Source organism: Aerococcus sanguinicola (assembly GCF_008726925.1).
In the GTDB taxonomy this organism is placed as follows: Bacteria; Bacillota; Bacilli; order Lactobacillales; family Aerococcaceae; genus Aerococcus.
Window position 1 is genome coordinate 725357 of the sequence record NZ_VYWO01000001.1, and the last position, 15292, is coordinate 740648.

Below are 15292 nucleotides of genomic sequence, written 5' to 3' on the forward strand. Positions count from 1 at the left end.
ATCACACTTAACCTGTCACTTCATTATCCAACTGAGCCTTAAGGTAGGCATCTATAAAGGAATCGATAGCTCCATCCATGACACCATCAACATCAGCCGTTTCACAATTTGTCCGATGGTCCTTGACCATATTGTAGGGATGGAAAACATAGGACCGAATCTGTGAGCCCCAAGCAATCTGAGACTTTTCCCCACGGATTTCATCCAATTCTTTAGCATTCTCTTCCTCTAGGATCCGGGCCAATTTAGCTTGGAGCATACGCATAGCGACTTCACGGTTCTGTATCTGCGAACGTTGGTCTTGCGAAGCCACTACAATGCCAGTCGGTAAGTGTCTGAGCCGTACAGCGGACGAGGTCTTGTTAACGTGCTGACCCCCAGCCCCTGAGGCCCGGAAGACATCCATTTCAATATCATCTGGATTGATTTCAATCTCTGTCTGCTGGTCAATCTCCGGCATCACTTCGACTGAAGCAAAAGACGTATGGCGGCGACTATTCGAGTCAAAGGGTGAAATTCTCACTAAACGATGAATACCATGTTCCGACTTCAAAAGCCCATAGGCATTGTGACCAAGAATTTCCATGGAAACAGTCTTGATTCCCGCTTCATCTCCCGCTTGATAATCTAAGTAATTAATTTTATAGCCATGCTGACTAGCCCAACGTTCGTACATCCGCGTTAGCATGGACGCCCAGTCCTGGGACTCTGTTCCTCCAGCACCAGGGTGAATTTCCAGAATAGCTGAGAACTTATCATACTCTCCACTCAGTAACATATTCCGTTCATACTTAGCCAATTCTTGGTTAAAAATTTGCAGCTTATCCTGCATTTCTGCTCCTAGGTCTGGATCATCAGGAACCTCACTGACTAATTCATAGAAGGTTTCCAATTCTTCTAGCTCTGTCTCTAGGTCATGGAAAGTTTGATAAATCGACTTGGCTTGATTATTGGATTGAATTAATGCCTGGGCCTTGTCTGAGTCGTCCCAAAAACTCGGGTCCAGCATTTTTTCTTCATTTTCAGCAATCGTTTCTTTAAGACTCTCTAAGTCAAAGAGACCCCCTGAAGCTCTCCAATTGATCGCGGTTTTCATCAAGCAAGTGACGAATTTCATATAATTCCATTATATCCCACACTTTCTCTATACAAATTAGCTAAAAGCTTTCAATTCTAATTATAAAGGAATTTTTAGCAAGCACAAGTTGAATCCTCTTTCTACAACTTCCTGGCCATAAGAAAAAGAGCCAGCTCGCAACTGACTCTTTAAGTGCATATGATGCCTAATCGCTTCTTCTTTATTCTTGAGTAAATTCTTCCTCAATATCAATCAAGCCATACTTGCCATCATGACGTTTGTAAACCAAAGCGAAACTTTCTGTTTCAGCATTTTCAAAGATAAAGAAATTGTGGCCTAGCAAGTCCATTTGTAGGACCGCTTCCTCAGCAGACATCGGTTTAACAGAGAAGGTCTTTTGACGAACAATTTCAATGTCCTGGTCATTATTCCCTTGTTTTTGTTCGTCAGCAGCGATTTCACCGAGTCCTTTTTCCCGCGAACGGCGGTTCATACGTGTTTTATACTTATGAACTTGACGTTCTAGTTTATCCACCACTAAATCGATGCTCCCATATAAGTCTTGTGAAGTGACTTCTGCACGTAGCGTCAACCGTGGGAGAGGAATGGTAACTTCTGCTTTCGCATCATGGTTTTGATAAACCTTAGCATTCACGTATACTGTTGCCTCTGGATCATTATCGAAATATTTCTCTAGCTTACTAATCTTATCTTCCGCATATTGACGGATAGCCGGAGTAATTTCAATATTTTCTCCTCTAACATTATAAGTAAACATAAATACTCATTCCTTTCTAACCAGTTTCCTGGCGAAAGCTCATTCGCTTTCTTTATTCTAATCTTATTATAAAAAATAACGCTTTCTTTTTCAATGAAAAGGCCTTAGAATTTTAATTTGTTCAATCTATCGTGCCAGGCTAAAGCCCGATAAATTCTGATAGCCTGCTTGTTTGAGCGCCTGGTAGCAGGCATACATCGTAGCACCAGTCGTATAAACATCATCGAAGAGAATAAAGGATTGATCTTTAGCATAAGAGAAGTCGGGAACTAGCTGAATGCCCCGGTCTGCTTGAAGCCGAGCTTGGCGTCCTTTGAGCGCTTGCTTAGCTCCCTTTGCTTGACTGGGTAAGAAGGCTTGGGCATAGGGTATGCCAACAGCCTCTAAGATACATTCCGTTTGGTGGAAGCCACGCTTGCGGTAATTTGCCTCACTGGATGGCAGGGGCAGCCAAATCGCCCCTGCTTGCGTTTTGTGGAAGTCTTGCAACACTTGGTAGAAAGAAGGGGCTAGGCGGACATCGCCCAAGCGTTTAAACTGGTGGAGCCAAGCCTTAAAAGCATCATCATAGTGCATGAGGGCATGGTTATGGAAATGCCAACCTTGGGCCTGCCACTTTAGACAGTCCTTGCAGTAGTTATCCGTCTGAATATCCATAGAACGCCCACACTGTTGGCAAGTCTTTCCTTTAATCCAGTCAAAGGCCTGCCAGCAGCTTGAGCATAAGCTAGGCTCTTTGATGGGTTTAAAAGCAACAAAGTCTTCGATAGAGAATAAGGAAGGCATACTTTCTTGACATAAGAGGCACTTAGTCATCGACCAACCCCCTTTCATGAGCCAGTCGGTTCATCTGCCTAATCTGTCGAATGGCAGACTGGCTCGCTTTCGTTTTTCCATGATGGAAGAAAACAACCTCGCCTGTCGCTGCATCTGCCTTCCGCCCTACCCGGCCACTTATCTGCACCAAGGCTTGCTGGGTGAAGGTCCTGTCCTCTGTGCCGAGCACAGCAACATCAATATCAGGGAAGGTCACCCCTCGCTCAAGGATTGTTGTTGTCAGCAAGAAGTCATAGGCCTCATCCCTCATGGCTTGGACCTTGCCCGGGCGGTCAGGATCCTTAGCTGAAACACTCGCTAAGCGCGCCTGGTGAAAAGTCTGATGAAGGATCTCCTCCAGAGCAAGCATTAAGGGAATATGGGGCAAAAAGAGGAGGAAGCGTCGCTGGTCTTGTAAGTGCTTGGCAACCCATCTTCTGAGTGGTTGGGGTAAACGCCCTTGTTCCAAAAGCTTCCGCCAATCGCCTACCCATATGTAATGGGGAAGGGGCAAAGGCTTGCGATGATAACGCGCCGGTAGGATGAAGGACGCCACTTCTTTCTTATGAATCGCTGCTTCCTGTCGACGACTAGGAGTTGCCGAAAGGAAGATACGGACGCCATCCGCCACCAAGGCCCTGTCCGCTGCCAAATGTAACATTCGATCATCTACATAAGGAAATGCGTCCACTTCATCGATAATAATGCCATCAAAATATGCTTTAAAGCGAATCAGTTGGTGGGTCGAACAAATCGTAAGCGGACAATCACGAAATGGCTGGTCTGACTGGCCGTGCAGGAGGGCTATATCAATTTGGGGAAAGGCGGCTTGTAGGCGTGGATAAAGTTCGTTACATACATCCAGACGAGGACTAGCTAAAGCAAGTCGTTTGCCTCCAGCCATCGCACTTTTCAGGGCAGGAAACAACATCTCCGTCTTCCCCGCACCTGTGACCGCCCAGATAAAACAATCTCTTCTTTCTTCAAAACTCTGCTGGATCCGCCGCGCTCCCTCTTCCTGTTGGCTTGATAATTGTCCTTGCCAGGCCAGGCGGACTTCAGATGCTTGCAAGTCCCTAGCCGGATTGCGAGGCAAATGATAGAGCATGTCACAAGACGACAGCTTGCCAAATTGTAGGCAGGATAGGCAATAATAACAGTCATTTCGTTTAAAGCATGGGTTCACATGAAAGCCCTGCTGGTCTCTATTCTGGCAGCGCTGGCAGCTTAAGTTGCCAGGTTGACCAGTGACCGCATTAAGGCATTGGATTCCGTCTATACTTTCAATTTGCGAAGGGGTCAGACCTAGTTCTTCTGCCGTCACCAGTCTCCCCCTCAGGCCTTCAAAAAATTTTCTTCCATCATTTTCCCTCCTTATTTAGATATAAACGAAAAACTTCAAAATTCATCAATTTTTTTGTCAAAGTAAATAAACTTTCTAAAAAGGAGAAAAAAGTCGAATTCTTGCTCGCATTCACGTAAAATGAAAGTAAGTATAGAAATGAGGTGAATGCGATGTTAGCTTATCGCACCATACGCCAAGCCGGAGAACATGAGATTGAAATCAAAAAATCCCGCTTCATTTGCCAGGCTAAAAGAGTCTTTAGCGAGGAAGAGGCCCAAGATTTCATCCAAGAAATTAATAAAAAACACTGGAAGGCCACCCACAATTGCGTTGCCTTCCAGATTGGCGAACATAATCAGATACAAAGAGCCTTAGACGATGGTGAGCCCAGCGGTACGGCTGGTGTGCCGATGCTCGAAGTCCTTAAGCAAATGGATCTAAAAAATATCATTGTCATCGTCACCCGTTATTTCGGCGGAACTAAGCTAGGGGCTGGCGGGCTAGTCCGTGCTTATAGCCATGCCGTCAGCGAAGCCCTACAAGCTATTGGCATTGTCGAACGGCAAGTCCAGCAAGAACTTGCGGTTCGAGTAGACTATCCACTGACAGGCCCCATGGAGCATTGGATTGAGAACAGCCCCTACCAATTATTAGATACGACCTATCTCGCCGATGTTTGTTACCACTTGGGTGTGGCAGAAGACCAAGTAACGGCCTGCCAAGAGGCCATTACCAATCTCAGTTCCGGCCAGGCTAGCTTTGAACTGGGGGACAAGGTTTATGTCGATGTTCCGGTTGAAGCTTAGAACCCGGGTGATTTTTTACGAAAGACTTCTTTTATTGATTGCTGTTGCGAAACAATTCATAGAAGGGCTATAATACACTTAGAGTATAGAAAGGCGGAGTACAGATGTTTGACTTCTTTAAACGAAATAAGCATAAGGAAAATCCGAAAGAAACAGTCCATAACGACCATGTGCAAGAACTCTATGCCATTTCCGACGGCGAGATGGTCAAATTAGAGGATGTCAGTGATCCGATGTTCCAAGAAAAAATGCTTGGCGATGGCTATGCACTCAAAGCCAGCCAAGGCAAAGTTTATGCCCCCATTAATGGGGAAATTAAGACCATATTCCCAACCGAGCACGGGATGGGAATCACAACCGAATCCGGCCTCGAATTTCTAATCCACCTGGGCTTCGATACGGTTGAGCTGGAAGGTAAGCCCTTTGAACACCATGTCCATGAAGGGCAAGTCATTGCACAAGGTGACCTCTTAACCGAGGTTGACTTAGAAGCCATCCGCCAAGCTGGCAAGGATGATACCTTCGTCGTCATCTGTACCAATATGCAAGATGTTGCCAACTTAACGATTACAAGCCAAGGCCAAGTCAAACATGATGAGGTGGTTGGGCAAATCAGTGCCGACTAATTCGACTGAACTTAGTAATCATTCCCAATAAAAATGACTCCTGAACCAGCTAGGCTGAACAGGAGTCATTTTTCTATGGGCGATTTGCTTTGTATTTAGCTGACATGGCTTGGGCAACGACCTGGGGAACCGCCGCCTCGATCTCTCCCCCAAAGCTTGCGACCTCTTTAATCATACTCGAGGAATAAGCACGGTAAGCCGCATCTGATAAGAGAATAACCGTCTCAATATCTGGTGCTTGTAGCTTATTAATCTCAGCCATATTCATTTCATACTCAAAGTCTGTATTATTCCGAATTCCCCTTAGAAGGGCCGTGGCTCCTAATTCGCGGGCCAAGTCAACCGTCAGTCCATTGGTAAACTGAACCACTTGGACATTGGCCAAGTCTGCCGTCACCTCTTCAACTAAGCTTGCTTTCTCTTCGGGACCGAAGAGGGCTTGCTTAGACGTATTGCTCGCAATAGCAACATAGACCTGGTCAAATAAGCGAGCCCCCCGTTGGATAATATCGAGATGCCCCCTCGTAATGGGGTCAAAGCTCCCTGCATATAAGGCTTTCTTGCTCATAAATCCTCCTTAACTCTCTGCAAAATAAGCCATCCAATCCTCTTGGAAATAAGGACTAGATTTGACTTCTTCCCAAGTTGGCATGCCTGTCTGCGCGCCAAGTTTTTGAACCGAGAGAGCGCTTGCCCCATTTGCGAAGGCTACCGCCTCTTTAAGGGGCAAGTCTTTGCTAAGCGCATAGGCAAAGGCACCAGTGAAGGTATCCCCTGCCCCTGTCGTATCCACAGCTTCAACAGAGTAAGCTGGCACATGCTGGATCGCCCGGTCAGTTTGCTCGGCATAGGTCACCCCATCCTTACCCAGGGTAACTAATAGACGCTCAGGATAACGCTGGATCGCCTCTTCAATCGAAGCATTAGGACACAGATTGCTCAACTCAAACTCATTAGGGGTCAGGTAGCTACATTTTTCCACGTAGCTTTCATCCAAAACAATGGCTGGTGCCGGGTCATAAATCACTTGCTTACCATGGGCCTGGGCGAGGTCAATCAAATACTGGATACTCTCGATTGGAATTTCATTTTGGATGACAAAAAAATCCTCAGCCAAGAGCGCTTCTTGGTGGCGTTTGAGATAAGGAACGCTTACCTCTTGGTTGGCACCTGGAATATAAATAATCGCATTGTCTGCCTGGTAGACCGTAATGTGAGCGGAACCCGAGCTCTGATTAGGGATAATTTCAACCGCCTGGCTATCAATTTTTTCTTTTTTTAGGTTAGCCAGGATTTCCGCCCCGAAGACATCGTCTCCAACACAGCCGAACATCGTGACCTGTCCACCTAGACGTGCTGCGGCAACAGCTTGGTTGGCTCCCTTCCCCCCAAAGAGCGTATGAAAACCACGCCCTGTTACAGTCTCACCACGGTCAGCTAAAATATCCGTCTCGACGACAAAGTCTGTTGATAAACTTCCAATTACTGCAATCATAACTGCTGGCCTCCTTAATATGCATTCTCTGTTCCTGTACCTGCTGCTCCATCTGCCGCTGGTGTTAAAGACGGCTCTGCAAGTCCCGAAGGCTCGGGCGAAGTGTTCGCACCCTGTTCACTTGGCCCCAACCCCTGGCTCGGATCTAAGAGCTCTTGGCTTTCATTTCCTTCTGAAGTATCGAAGGAGCCGCCCAAACGATTGGCGCGTTTCAGCTGGTTAGCTTGGAGTAACATCTGGTCTTTAGGCGTATAGAGGAGCGAAGGCTGCATCACACCCTCGTCATCCATATAAACCTCTTCAAAATAATTTATCCCCCGCTTCATGGAAGCCTTGTGGATCCGTTCTTTAAGATCAGCAATACTATAGTCGCTGGCAGAGGTTAAGAGGTCATCATCAGTAATCTGACCATCCCCGTCCTCATCAATTACTCTAAAGTAGCGATTCACCACCCCATAGCTAGGGGGATAGACGATAACTTTTTGACTAGGGCCTAAGCCTAGGTTTGCCCGCAACTTATTCGACATCTCACGGCGCTCTTCCTCAGGGACCAAGAGATAATAGCCAAAGTCTAAGTTTAAGTCTTGATGGTCTTCAAAGACCAAACGTTCAATAGAAGCTAGGGCTGGGAGGTAATTCTTCTGTAGGGCAACCATATCATTTAAGCTCAGGTCTGTCTTGAGATTGTTACCTAGGGCTGCCATAATCTCTCTGAAATTCGTAATCGTATCGAGCGTCAGTACCTTATCGATCACAGCCTTGACCAATTGTTGTTGACGCTTCTCCCGGCCAATATCACCTTCTGGATCAGCCTTACGCATCCGAACATAATGGATGGCTTCTTCACCAGATAAGTTTCGAGTCACCCCTTCTTCAAACTTAGCGCCATTCTGAGTAAAGGTCTGGTTGGGAGTAATCTCAATTCCTCCCATCCCATCGATAATATCAATAAAGCCCTTCATATTAACTTCAACATAATAATCAATCGGCACATCCAGGTAGCGCTGCAAGGAATTAATCGTGCCTTTGATGCCATGGTCCATATAAGCATGATTAAGTTTGTCGAAGTTATCCGTACGATCTATGGGCCCAAGAGCATCCCGCGGAACACTCAAGAGCTGGGAGCTTTTATTTTGGGGATCGATCGTGATGACCATCATAACATCTGAGCGACCATCCGGAACATCTTCATAGAAGAGGGCTCCATTATCGATACCTGCTAAGAGAATGGAGACTGGCTCCCCCTTACGCAAGGAGACACTCGCTTCCCGCATATTATCCCGAGCGACCCGCTGATAGATACTATTAGTAAACTGAGAGATGCTGCCGTAGAACTTATAGGCTCCAAAACCCGCTAAGCAGAGCAGAATAAGCAATAGGGCTAGCAGAAGTTGGCAGCCTGGCCGCTTCTTTTTTAAGCTTTTCGACCGCCGCCTTTCACGACGCGCTAAATACTTATCTTCATCCATGGGCTCGAATCTCCTTTAACTTAATTACTGTCACTAATATATAGATGAATTATACCATAGCTCAGCAAATACTAGCCAAATTTTAGCATTTCTTAAACTAGGAAAGAAAGCTATCTTATTGACCATTACTAGTTAAAAGCGATGGGTTAACAGTAGCAAGCAGGCTAGCTTTAGTTTTTGAGAAGTCTAAGAGTAAAAAAAGACCGGCACTTCTGCACCAGTCTTGCTTCATAATCGCAAACTTATTTGGGATAATTGTAATCGATCTTTAATTGATCAAGCCCTAAAGCCTCTTCACCAGGAGCCGGAGATTGCATGGTAAGAATCTTAGGACCATCAGGTGTAATCGCTAAAGTATGTTCATATTGGGCAGAGAGACTCCCATCAATAGTACGTGCTGTCCAGCCATTGTCGTCCATCTTTGACTTCCAGGCCCCAACATTGACCATGGGTTCCACCGTAAGGGTCATCCCATTCTTCAGACGTAGCCCCCGTCCAGCTGTGCCATAATGGGGAACGGCTGGTTCTTCATGCATGGTGGGTTGGATACCATGACCGACAAATTCACGCACCACAGAGAAACCTTCTGCTTCAACATATTCTTGGATAGCCGCCCCAATATCACCAATGCGGTTACCTGCGACACACTGCTCAATTCCAAGATACATGGCTTTCTTAGTCACATCGAGTAAGCGTTGGGTCTCAGGATCAATTTCTCCCACTGCAAAGGTGGTGCAAGAATCCGTAAAGAAGCCATCGATGGATAGGACCGTATCGACCGAGCAAATATCTCCCGCCTTCAAAACCCGGTTGCGGTCAGGGAAGCCGTGGCAAATTTCATCATTAGTTGATGTACAAGTTGCATAGGGATAGCCTTCGAAACCAACTTCTTCTGGAATTGCCCCTTCCTCACGAATGCGACGTTCCACATACTGGTCAATCTCTCCAGTTGTAATCCCAGGTTTGACAACATCTCTTAGCTCTTCAAAAATCATCGCAATGATTGACCCTGCCCGGTCCATTGCTTCAATTTCACGTGCGGATTTCAAAGTAATCATAAAAAATTTGACTTCCTTTCTTCATTCTACTACTGTTCCTAGTATACATGAAAATACAAGTTTTGACAGGACCCAACTTCAACATTTTTTGGATAACCTAAATTTATCTTCCATAGCTCCATAGTATCGAAAGCCATAAAAAACAATATCGTACTTATGGAAGCTGTTAGAATCAATACTTTCGCATAATTAAAGGATTTAAAAAACATAATAATTGACTTTTTTGCGATATTCACGCAAAATTAAATTGAACGGTATATATAATTCTTAAATAAAAAAAGGACAAAAAGGCAAAGGGTGATTCACTATGGGTAAAACACAGAAATTTGAGCAGGTAGCCTATTTGTATATTAAAGACCAAATCCTACGTGATAATTGGAAGACAGGCCACCACATTGTTGAAGCGGATATATCTGACCGCTTGAGTATGAGTAGGAGTCCGATTCGGGCAGCTCTTAGTGTGCTGGAAGAAGAAGGAATTGTTGAAACACGTCCTTATCGCGGTTATTTTGTTAAAGAAGCGCCAACTAACGAGAGCATCATCGCCTTAAGAGGTCGCTATGCCCTCATCCTCTGGTTCCGCTTATTGGACCGGATGGTGAAGAACCAAACAGATGGTTCTGTTATTAAGGACAAATGTGACCAGTTATTAAAAGGGCTCAAGCAAGCTTTCGATGACCATCATCGTGAAAACTTCTACAACGGTTTACTTGAAATCCTAAGAACCTTGACCTCATTAGGTGACCACGACTTCTTAGAAGAAGAATGCGTCGAAGCCTGCCGTGCTTTAATTGCTGCCGTCAATGAAAGTTTGGGCACCGAGGAGAATGATTTCTTCTCCACCCAAATTTGGATTCTCATGTATGTGGAAAACATCTCCTTCCTGATGACCCACAATCGCTTTGATGATACACGAGTGATTGCTGAGATGCTGGTCCGTTCTACCTTGAACTGGCTCCCCGAAGACATCCAAAATGATTTCGAAAGTCACAGTACCTATGCCCTACGTTAAATTTAATTAACTCCGGCCTGGCCGAATGTCTCACTCTTGTGACCATTCGGCCTCTCTTATTTATTCCTTTCCTTCCTTAACCATTGGAAGTCGCAGGCTGAGAGATAATTTGTTATACTTTAGAAGAGAAAGCTTTAATTGAGTAATGGAGGAAATTTTATGCCTAAAGCCTTAATTATTTATGCCAGCTTAACTGGTAACACCGAAGAAATTGCTGATGTCATGACCGCTGCCTTCGAAGACCTTGGTGTCGACTGTGAAATGGTCGAATGCACGGACGCTTATGGCGAGGACTTCCTAGATGCAGATATTTGTGTGGTTGCTACCTACACTTACGGGACAGATGGCGACCTGCCTGACGAAATTGTTGACCTTTACGACGACTTAGAAGAGGTGGACTTAACAGGCAAGGTCTATGCTGCTCTAGGTTCAGGTGACCTCTTCTATGAGAAATTCTGCCAGTCTGTCATTGATTTTGACGAGCGCTTAGCCGAAACAGGAGCAAAGCGCGGCGGCGAAAGCGTTAAGGTTGACTTGAACCCAGAAGAAGATGATATCCAAGCCATCGAAAAGCTTGCCGCTGAATGTCTTGAAACCTACCAATCTATGAACGCTTAAAAAAGGAGGCCCTTATGGAGAATTTTGATCAGCTACTCGACAAGTATGCCCAACTCCTCATCCAAAAAAGCATCCAAGTAGAAGCTGAAGAGAATGTGATGATCTATATTGATATCGACCAGGCCCCCCTAGCCCGCTTGCTCGCCAAGTATGCTTATGAAGCCGGAGCCAAGCGTGTCTACTTCACCTGGCAGGATGACTACCTAAAGAAGATGGACTACCAATACGTTGCGAGTGAGAATTTAACAACAATTGAAGAGTATACAATTGCTCGCGACAAAGATCTCATTGAAAATAAAAAAATTAGCCGCCTGTCTATCATCTCTAGCGATCCCAATTTACTAGATGACATCCCCGATGAGAAAGTCCACCGCGTCCAAAAAGCCAATAGTTTAGCCTTTGAAACACGGCGGGAAGCCACCATGAAGAATACCATCAAATGGGGCGTTGCGGCGGCTGCTTCCTATGGTTGGGCTCGCCACGTCTTTCCTGATTTAGCAGATGATCGCGAAGCTTGCGTGGATGCGCTCTGGCATGAAATCTTCAAAGCTTGTCGGGTCTACGAAGAGGATCCGGTAGCCGCTTGGGACCAGCACAAAGATAACCTTGAAAAACGGGCAGCCTATATGAATGACCAACAGTTTGACGGCCTTCATTATCTAACCCCTGGAACCGATCTTTACTTAGGTCTTCCAAAGAACCATATTTGGACGTCCGCTGAAAGCTTGAGCCAAGACGGCAAGACCTTCATCGCCAATATGCCAACGGAGGAAATCTTTACGGCCCCCGATACACGTCGGATGTCGGGCTATGTGCGTTCAACTAAACCCTTGTCCTATGCCAATACCACCATCAAAGGTATCGAAGTGCATTTCAAAGATGGACAAATTAGTCAAATTACAGCTGACCAAGGGCAAAAGATTCTCGAAGACCTCGTTCAAAATAATGATGGGGCTCGCGGCCTAGGAGAAGTTGCCCTAGTGCCCCACCGTTCACCAATTTCTTTGAGCAATCTCACCTTCTACAATACCCTCTTTGATGAGAATGCTTCCAACCACTTAGCCATCGGTGCGGCTTACCCCACGACCGTTCAGAATACGGAAGGTCTCTCCGATGAAGAGCTACAGGCGATTGGTTTAAACGTCTCGAATGTTCACGTCGACTTCATGATTGGATCTGACGCTATGGATATCTACGGGATCCGCTCAAATGGCGAAGAGGTTCCTATCTTTAAGCAAGGTGAATGGGCCTTCTCAGTGTAATGACCGCTAGCAAAAAGGATGGACAAAAATGACTAAAAAAGGGAAACGACAAAAACTATATTATCGCTTAAAAGATTTAGAAAATCTTAGCGAACGCGAGCGGAAACGCCTGGAAAATCTAACGGTTGACGAAGCGCTCGAACAATTAGATCATGGCTCACCCAAACTCAATTGGATCTACGTCATCCTTGCAGTGACAGCCATCTTCTTTATCGCCTGGCTCGTCATCGAAAGTAATCCCAGACAAGACGAAGTCCCCCCGAATACTATTGATGAAATGACCGAGGAAATTTCAACGATGCATGAAGAAATCTCTTCACTCGAACAACGTATCTCCACACTGGAAGGCAAGGCCCCCTAAGGAGAATATTTCACGATAAAAAGAAGCCAGGAAGCATATTTTCCTGGCTTTTTTCTTGTCTTAATTTAGATCATTATTTTAAATTTATTCTTTGTGATAAAGAGTTAACAGCAGCGGGAAGAAGGACAAGTTCCACCCGAGGGTTCCATAGTGGGCGGGATCACCCCCGCTTACGCAGGAAGAAGTATTTGCGTAATACTTCCCTTTTAAACTACTTTTAGTAGTATAATAAAAGAAAAAAGAGGTGATTTAGATGAGAATTGGTGCAAATATAAAAGATTTTAGAAAAAGCAGAAGAATGACCCAAGCTGATCTAGGCAAGGCTGTAAATGTCACACAACAAACGATTTGGAGCTGGGAAAGTGGCAGAAGCGAACCAAGTGTTAATGATCAGAAAAAGCTTGCCAACTTTTTTGGTGTATCTTTAGATACCCTGAATGGAGCTAATATTGAAGAAAAGGTTGATCTTAAAAGACTAATTAAAAATGCCAACATGACCTATGGCGGCAAGGAAATAAGCGACCACGACCTAAAAGTTCTTGGAGGCATAGTGGAATCGCTGCTTGGCGGTGATGAAGGTGGGAATAAATAGCTTAATATCTAGTTTAGTCACTAAATACAAATAACCCTTGTGAGATAGCAGAAAAAGAAGCCACACTTTTTCTTGGACAGATGATATCAGTGATGATTTTGTCGGAACTTGTATAAAGGTAAACAGCAAAAAAATTATTATTTTAAATAACGACTTGCGATACACAAGACGAAAATATTTTTGAATAGCTCATGAACTTTTCCATGCTTTATATTATATCATGAAGAAATTTTTATGCTTTATCATACAGACTTTAATGAACGCCCCAAAACAGAACGAGAAGAAGATGAATTTGTTACTAAACTTTTACTTGACGAATTTATAGCAGAGAGCAATGTGACAACTTACAAAGTGCTTAAACACAACTATATACCAGAGGAAACGAGGATCACCCCACGTATGGGGAAGAAGACGACTAGCACAGCATCCTGGCTGATGGTAAGTTTCCCCTCTTGCTTGCACAAAATTGCTTGATAACTCGACCCTTAATTTTTTTCCATCCACTCTTTGAACTCCTCTATACTATCAAAGCTTTCAACTTCTCCCCGTTCAACTTCTGCTAAAGCTTCTTGAATGCTGGTACGCTTAAGGTCAAAAGGAATCCCTTGGCACGCATTGACTTTCTTTAAGTACATAGTGATTGCGGTAGTCATATCAAGCCCTAGGTCCTTAAAGATTTCTTGACAACTCTTCTTTAAATCTTCATCAACTCGTACCATGATGCTCGCTTTCTTAGCCATTTCAATCAGCTCCTTTGTATATATCGTATACTATTATATATACGTTGTAAATACTTAAAAAGGGACCAACACTAAAGCTAGTCCCTCCTGATGAGATGGGCCTATATATAAGAGGCATAAAAATATTGCACTATATAAATAAGCAAAATAAAAGTATTGATATATTAAGTATGTTCACGCATAATATGAATATAACTTGATTTAATCAGCTTACGCATTCGCTTCCAGGTATCGCTTAATGGGGAGGAAGTGGATGTTATGACTAGTAAATATAAAAAGCCTATTAATCGTAAAGAATTGTTAGATTAATGACCGCCATCATTAAACTAGTAAAAACGTTAATAGACTTAATACCATAACATTTTAGGCTGCTAGCGCTTAGCTAGTGCCCTAGCCTTTAAGCTCATTTTAGCATGATAAGAAAGAAGTGACAAGAATGCCCCAAGAAAAGAAACGCCCAAGAGGTCGCCCCGCTACTGGTCGCAAGCGTGATAAGTCTTTAAAGCTAGGACTTACCGCACAAGAAAAGCAGCTGATACAAGACCAGGCCAAAAAGAACGGCTTGAGCATGACCGACTATTTAATGACGCTGGTTACTAATGATAAGTAAGTCCATCGATTAGATGGGCTTTTTTATTTATATCTTTCTTTAGTATTAGTTTGGCCCAGTATGTAATCTATACTTACATTATATAGCTTTGCTAATCTTGCCAGCATTTCATGCTTAGGCAAAGACTTACCATAATCCCAGCCCCGAACTGTTTCATAATTTGCACTAATTAAATTAGCTAGATCTTTTTGCGTGTAGCCTTTTTCTTCTCTTAAAGCTTTTAATCTTTCAGCTACAACTTTATCAGAAATAAAATCATTCATTTTTACACCTCTTTTCCATAGTATATAATATCCTAATCCTAAATCAGGATCATCCCCGCGTATGCGGGAAGAAGCCCACAGCGAAGAAGTGGCGCGCTACTTTGATGGGATCACCCCCGCTTACGCGGGAAGAAGATCACACAAGGATATGCCAAAGAAAACTTAGTAGGATCACTCCCGCTTGCGCGGGAAGAAGGCTTCTGGAGACTCGAAGTAAGAATGGACGTAGGGATCACCCCCGCGTATGCGGGAAGAAGCCACTGTGTCTATAAGCGGGTCAAAGTCTGTCAGGATCACCCCCGCGTATGCGGGAAGAAGGCAGATGATTTCTGTCATGGGCTCCTCCTTATAGGATCACCCCCG

General features: G+C 44.5%; 18 protein-coding genes and 1 CRISPR repeat array (1 of these 19 only partly in view). Of the genes, 8 read left to right on the forward strand and 10 right to left on the reverse strand.

Going from position 1 to position 15292, the window contains the following annotated elements; all coding sequences use genetic code 11:
* Positions 1 to 7 precede the first annotated feature (7 nt).
* From prfB to F6I03_RS03470, 4 genes are all read right to left on the reverse strand, one after another.
* Positions 8 to 1127 (reverse strand): peptide chain release factor 2 gene (gene prfB / locus F6I03_RS03455; RefSeq protein ID WP_150983064.1). Its coding sequence is split into 2 segments (ribosomal slippage): positions 8 to 1054 and positions 1056 to 1127, totalling 1119 coding nucleotides; the frame shifts between segments, so codons are not numbered across the junction.
* 171 nt (positions 1128 to 1298) lie between these two features.
* A complete protein-coding gene (gene hpf / locus F6I03_RS03460) occupies positions 1299 to 1856 on the reverse strand; it encodes a ribosome hibernation-promoting factor, HPF/YfiA family (RefSeq protein ID WP_070431149.1) in 558 nt (185 codons plus the stop codon).
* Positions 1857 to 1982: 126 nt separating this feature from the next.
* Positions 1983 to 2672 carry a ComF family protein gene (locus tag F6I03_RS03465; protein WP_070431148.1) on the reverse strand — a complete coding sequence of 230 codons (690 nt, stop codon included), beginning with the start codon at positions 2670 to 2672 and terminating at the stop codon, positions 1983 to 1985.
* The gene (locus F6I03_RS03470; RefSeq protein ID WP_224788486.1) at positions 2665 to 3996 is read right to left on the reverse strand and encodes a DEAD/DEAH box helicase; all 1332 of its coding nucleotides are present in this window, start codon (positions 3994 to 3996) and stop codon (positions 2665 to 2667) included. The genes F6I03_RS03465 and F6I03_RS03470 overlap by 8 nt, the downstream gene beginning before the upstream one ends.
* Positions 3997 to 4187: 191 nt before the next feature.
* On the opposite strand from F6I03_RS03470, the gene F6I03_RS03475 reads away from it, so the two are divergent.
* Positions 4188 to 4823 (forward strand): YigZ family protein, encoded by a 636-nt coding sequence (locus F6I03_RS03475; protein WP_070431146.1) that lies wholly within the window; start codon positions 4188 to 4190, stop codon positions 4821 to 4823.
* A gap of 104 nt (positions 4824 to 4927) precedes the next feature.
* Positions 4928 to 5449, forward strand: coding sequence for a PTS glucose transporter subunit IIA (locus tag F6I03_RS03480; protein WP_070431145.1), 522 nt, complete (start codon positions 4928 to 4930; stop codon positions 5447 to 5449).
* Positions 5450 to 5522: 73 nt separating this feature from the next.
* Here the strand turns inward: F6I03_RS03480 and coaD are convergent, their stop codons facing one another.
* The 4 genes from coaD to map form a co-directional block, all read right to left on the reverse strand.
* A complete protein-coding gene (gene coaD / locus F6I03_RS03485; RefSeq protein ID WP_070431144.1) occupies positions 5523 to 6017 on the reverse strand; it encodes a pantetheine-phosphate adenylyltransferase in 495 nt (164 codons plus the stop codon).
* Positions 6018 to 6026: 9 nt separating this feature from the next.
* Positions 6027 to 6944 carry a ribokinase gene (gene rbsK / locus F6I03_RS03490; protein WP_070431143.1) on the reverse strand — a complete coding sequence of 306 codons (918 nt, stop codon included), beginning with the start codon at positions 6942 to 6944 and terminating at the stop codon, positions 6027 to 6029.
* 14 nt (positions 6945 to 6958) lie between these two features.
* Complete coding sequence (locus F6I03_RS03495; protein ID WP_070431142.1) at positions 6959 to 8413, reverse strand: LCP family protein; 1455 nt, start codon at positions 8411 to 8413, stop codon at positions 6959 to 6961.
* Between the two features lie 242 nt (positions 8414 to 8655).
* Positions 8656 to 9471 (reverse strand): type I methionyl aminopeptidase, encoded by an 816-nt coding sequence (gene map, locus F6I03_RS03500; RefSeq protein ID WP_070431141.1) that lies wholly within the window; start codon positions 9469 to 9471, stop codon positions 8656 to 8658.
* 307 nt (positions 9472 to 9778) lie between these two features.
* Here map and F6I03_RS03505 point away from each other — a divergent pair, with 307 nt between their 5' ends.
* The 5 genes from F6I03_RS03505 (at position 9779) to F6I03_RS03525 (ending at position 13316) form a co-directional block, all read left to right on the forward strand.
* Positions 9779 to 10483 (forward strand): winged helix-turn-helix domain-containing protein, encoded by a 705-nt coding sequence (locus F6I03_RS03505; protein ID WP_070431140.1) that lies wholly within the window; start codon positions 9779 to 9781, stop codon positions 10481 to 10483.
* A 159-nt stretch (positions 10484 to 10642) separates the two neighbouring features.
* Positions 10643 to 11101, forward strand: coding sequence for a flavodoxin (locus F6I03_RS03510; RefSeq protein ID WP_070431139.1), 459 nt, complete (start codon positions 10643 to 10645; stop codon positions 11099 to 11101).
* A 14-nt stretch (positions 11102 to 11115) separates the two neighbouring features.
* Complete coding sequence (locus F6I03_RS03515; protein ID WP_070431138.1) at positions 11116 to 12363, forward strand: aminopeptidase; 1248 nt, start codon at positions 11116 to 11118, stop codon at positions 12361 to 12363.
* A gap of 28 nt (positions 12364 to 12391) precedes the next feature.
* On the forward strand, positions 12392 to 12724 hold the full coding sequence (locus F6I03_RS03520; RefSeq protein WP_141737863.1) for a hypothetical protein: 333 nt from the start codon (positions 12392 to 12394) through the stop codon (positions 12722 to 12724).
* Between the two features lie 253 nt (positions 12725 to 12977).
* Positions 12978 to 13316 carry a helix-turn-helix transcriptional regulator gene (locus tag F6I03_RS03525; protein WP_070626247.1) on the forward strand — a complete coding sequence of 113 codons (339 nt, stop codon included), beginning with the start codon at positions 12978 to 12980 and terminating at the stop codon, positions 13314 to 13316.
* Between the two features lie 485 nt (positions 13317 to 13801).
* Here F6I03_RS03525 and F6I03_RS03530 read toward each other — a convergent pair whose 3' ends face one another.
* Entirely contained in the window at positions 13802 to 14056 is a 255-nt protein-coding gene (locus F6I03_RS03530) for a type II toxin-antitoxin system RelB/DinJ family antitoxin (protein ID WP_070431135.1), read from the reverse strand.
* Between the two features lie 436 nt (positions 14057 to 14492).
* Between F6I03_RS03530 and F6I03_RS09730 the strand changes: the two genes are divergently transcribed.
* Positions 14493 to 14666 (forward strand): plasmid mobilization protein, encoded by a 174-nt coding sequence (locus tag F6I03_RS09730; protein WP_168160476.1) that lies wholly within the window; start codon positions 14493 to 14495, stop codon positions 14664 to 14666.
* A gap of 23 nt (positions 14667 to 14689) precedes the next feature.
* Here the strand turns inward: F6I03_RS09730 and F6I03_RS03535 are convergent, their stop codons facing one another.
* A complete protein-coding gene (locus F6I03_RS03535) occupies positions 14690 to 14929 on the reverse strand; it encodes a helix-turn-helix domain-containing protein (RefSeq protein ID WP_070431134.1) in 240 nt (79 codons plus the stop codon).
* 46 nt (positions 14930 to 14975) lie between these two features.
* Positions 14976 to 15292: direct repeats of the CRISPR family, unit length 28 nt; unit sequence GGATCACCCCCGCGTATGCGGGAAGAAG; it runs 443 nt beyond the window's last position.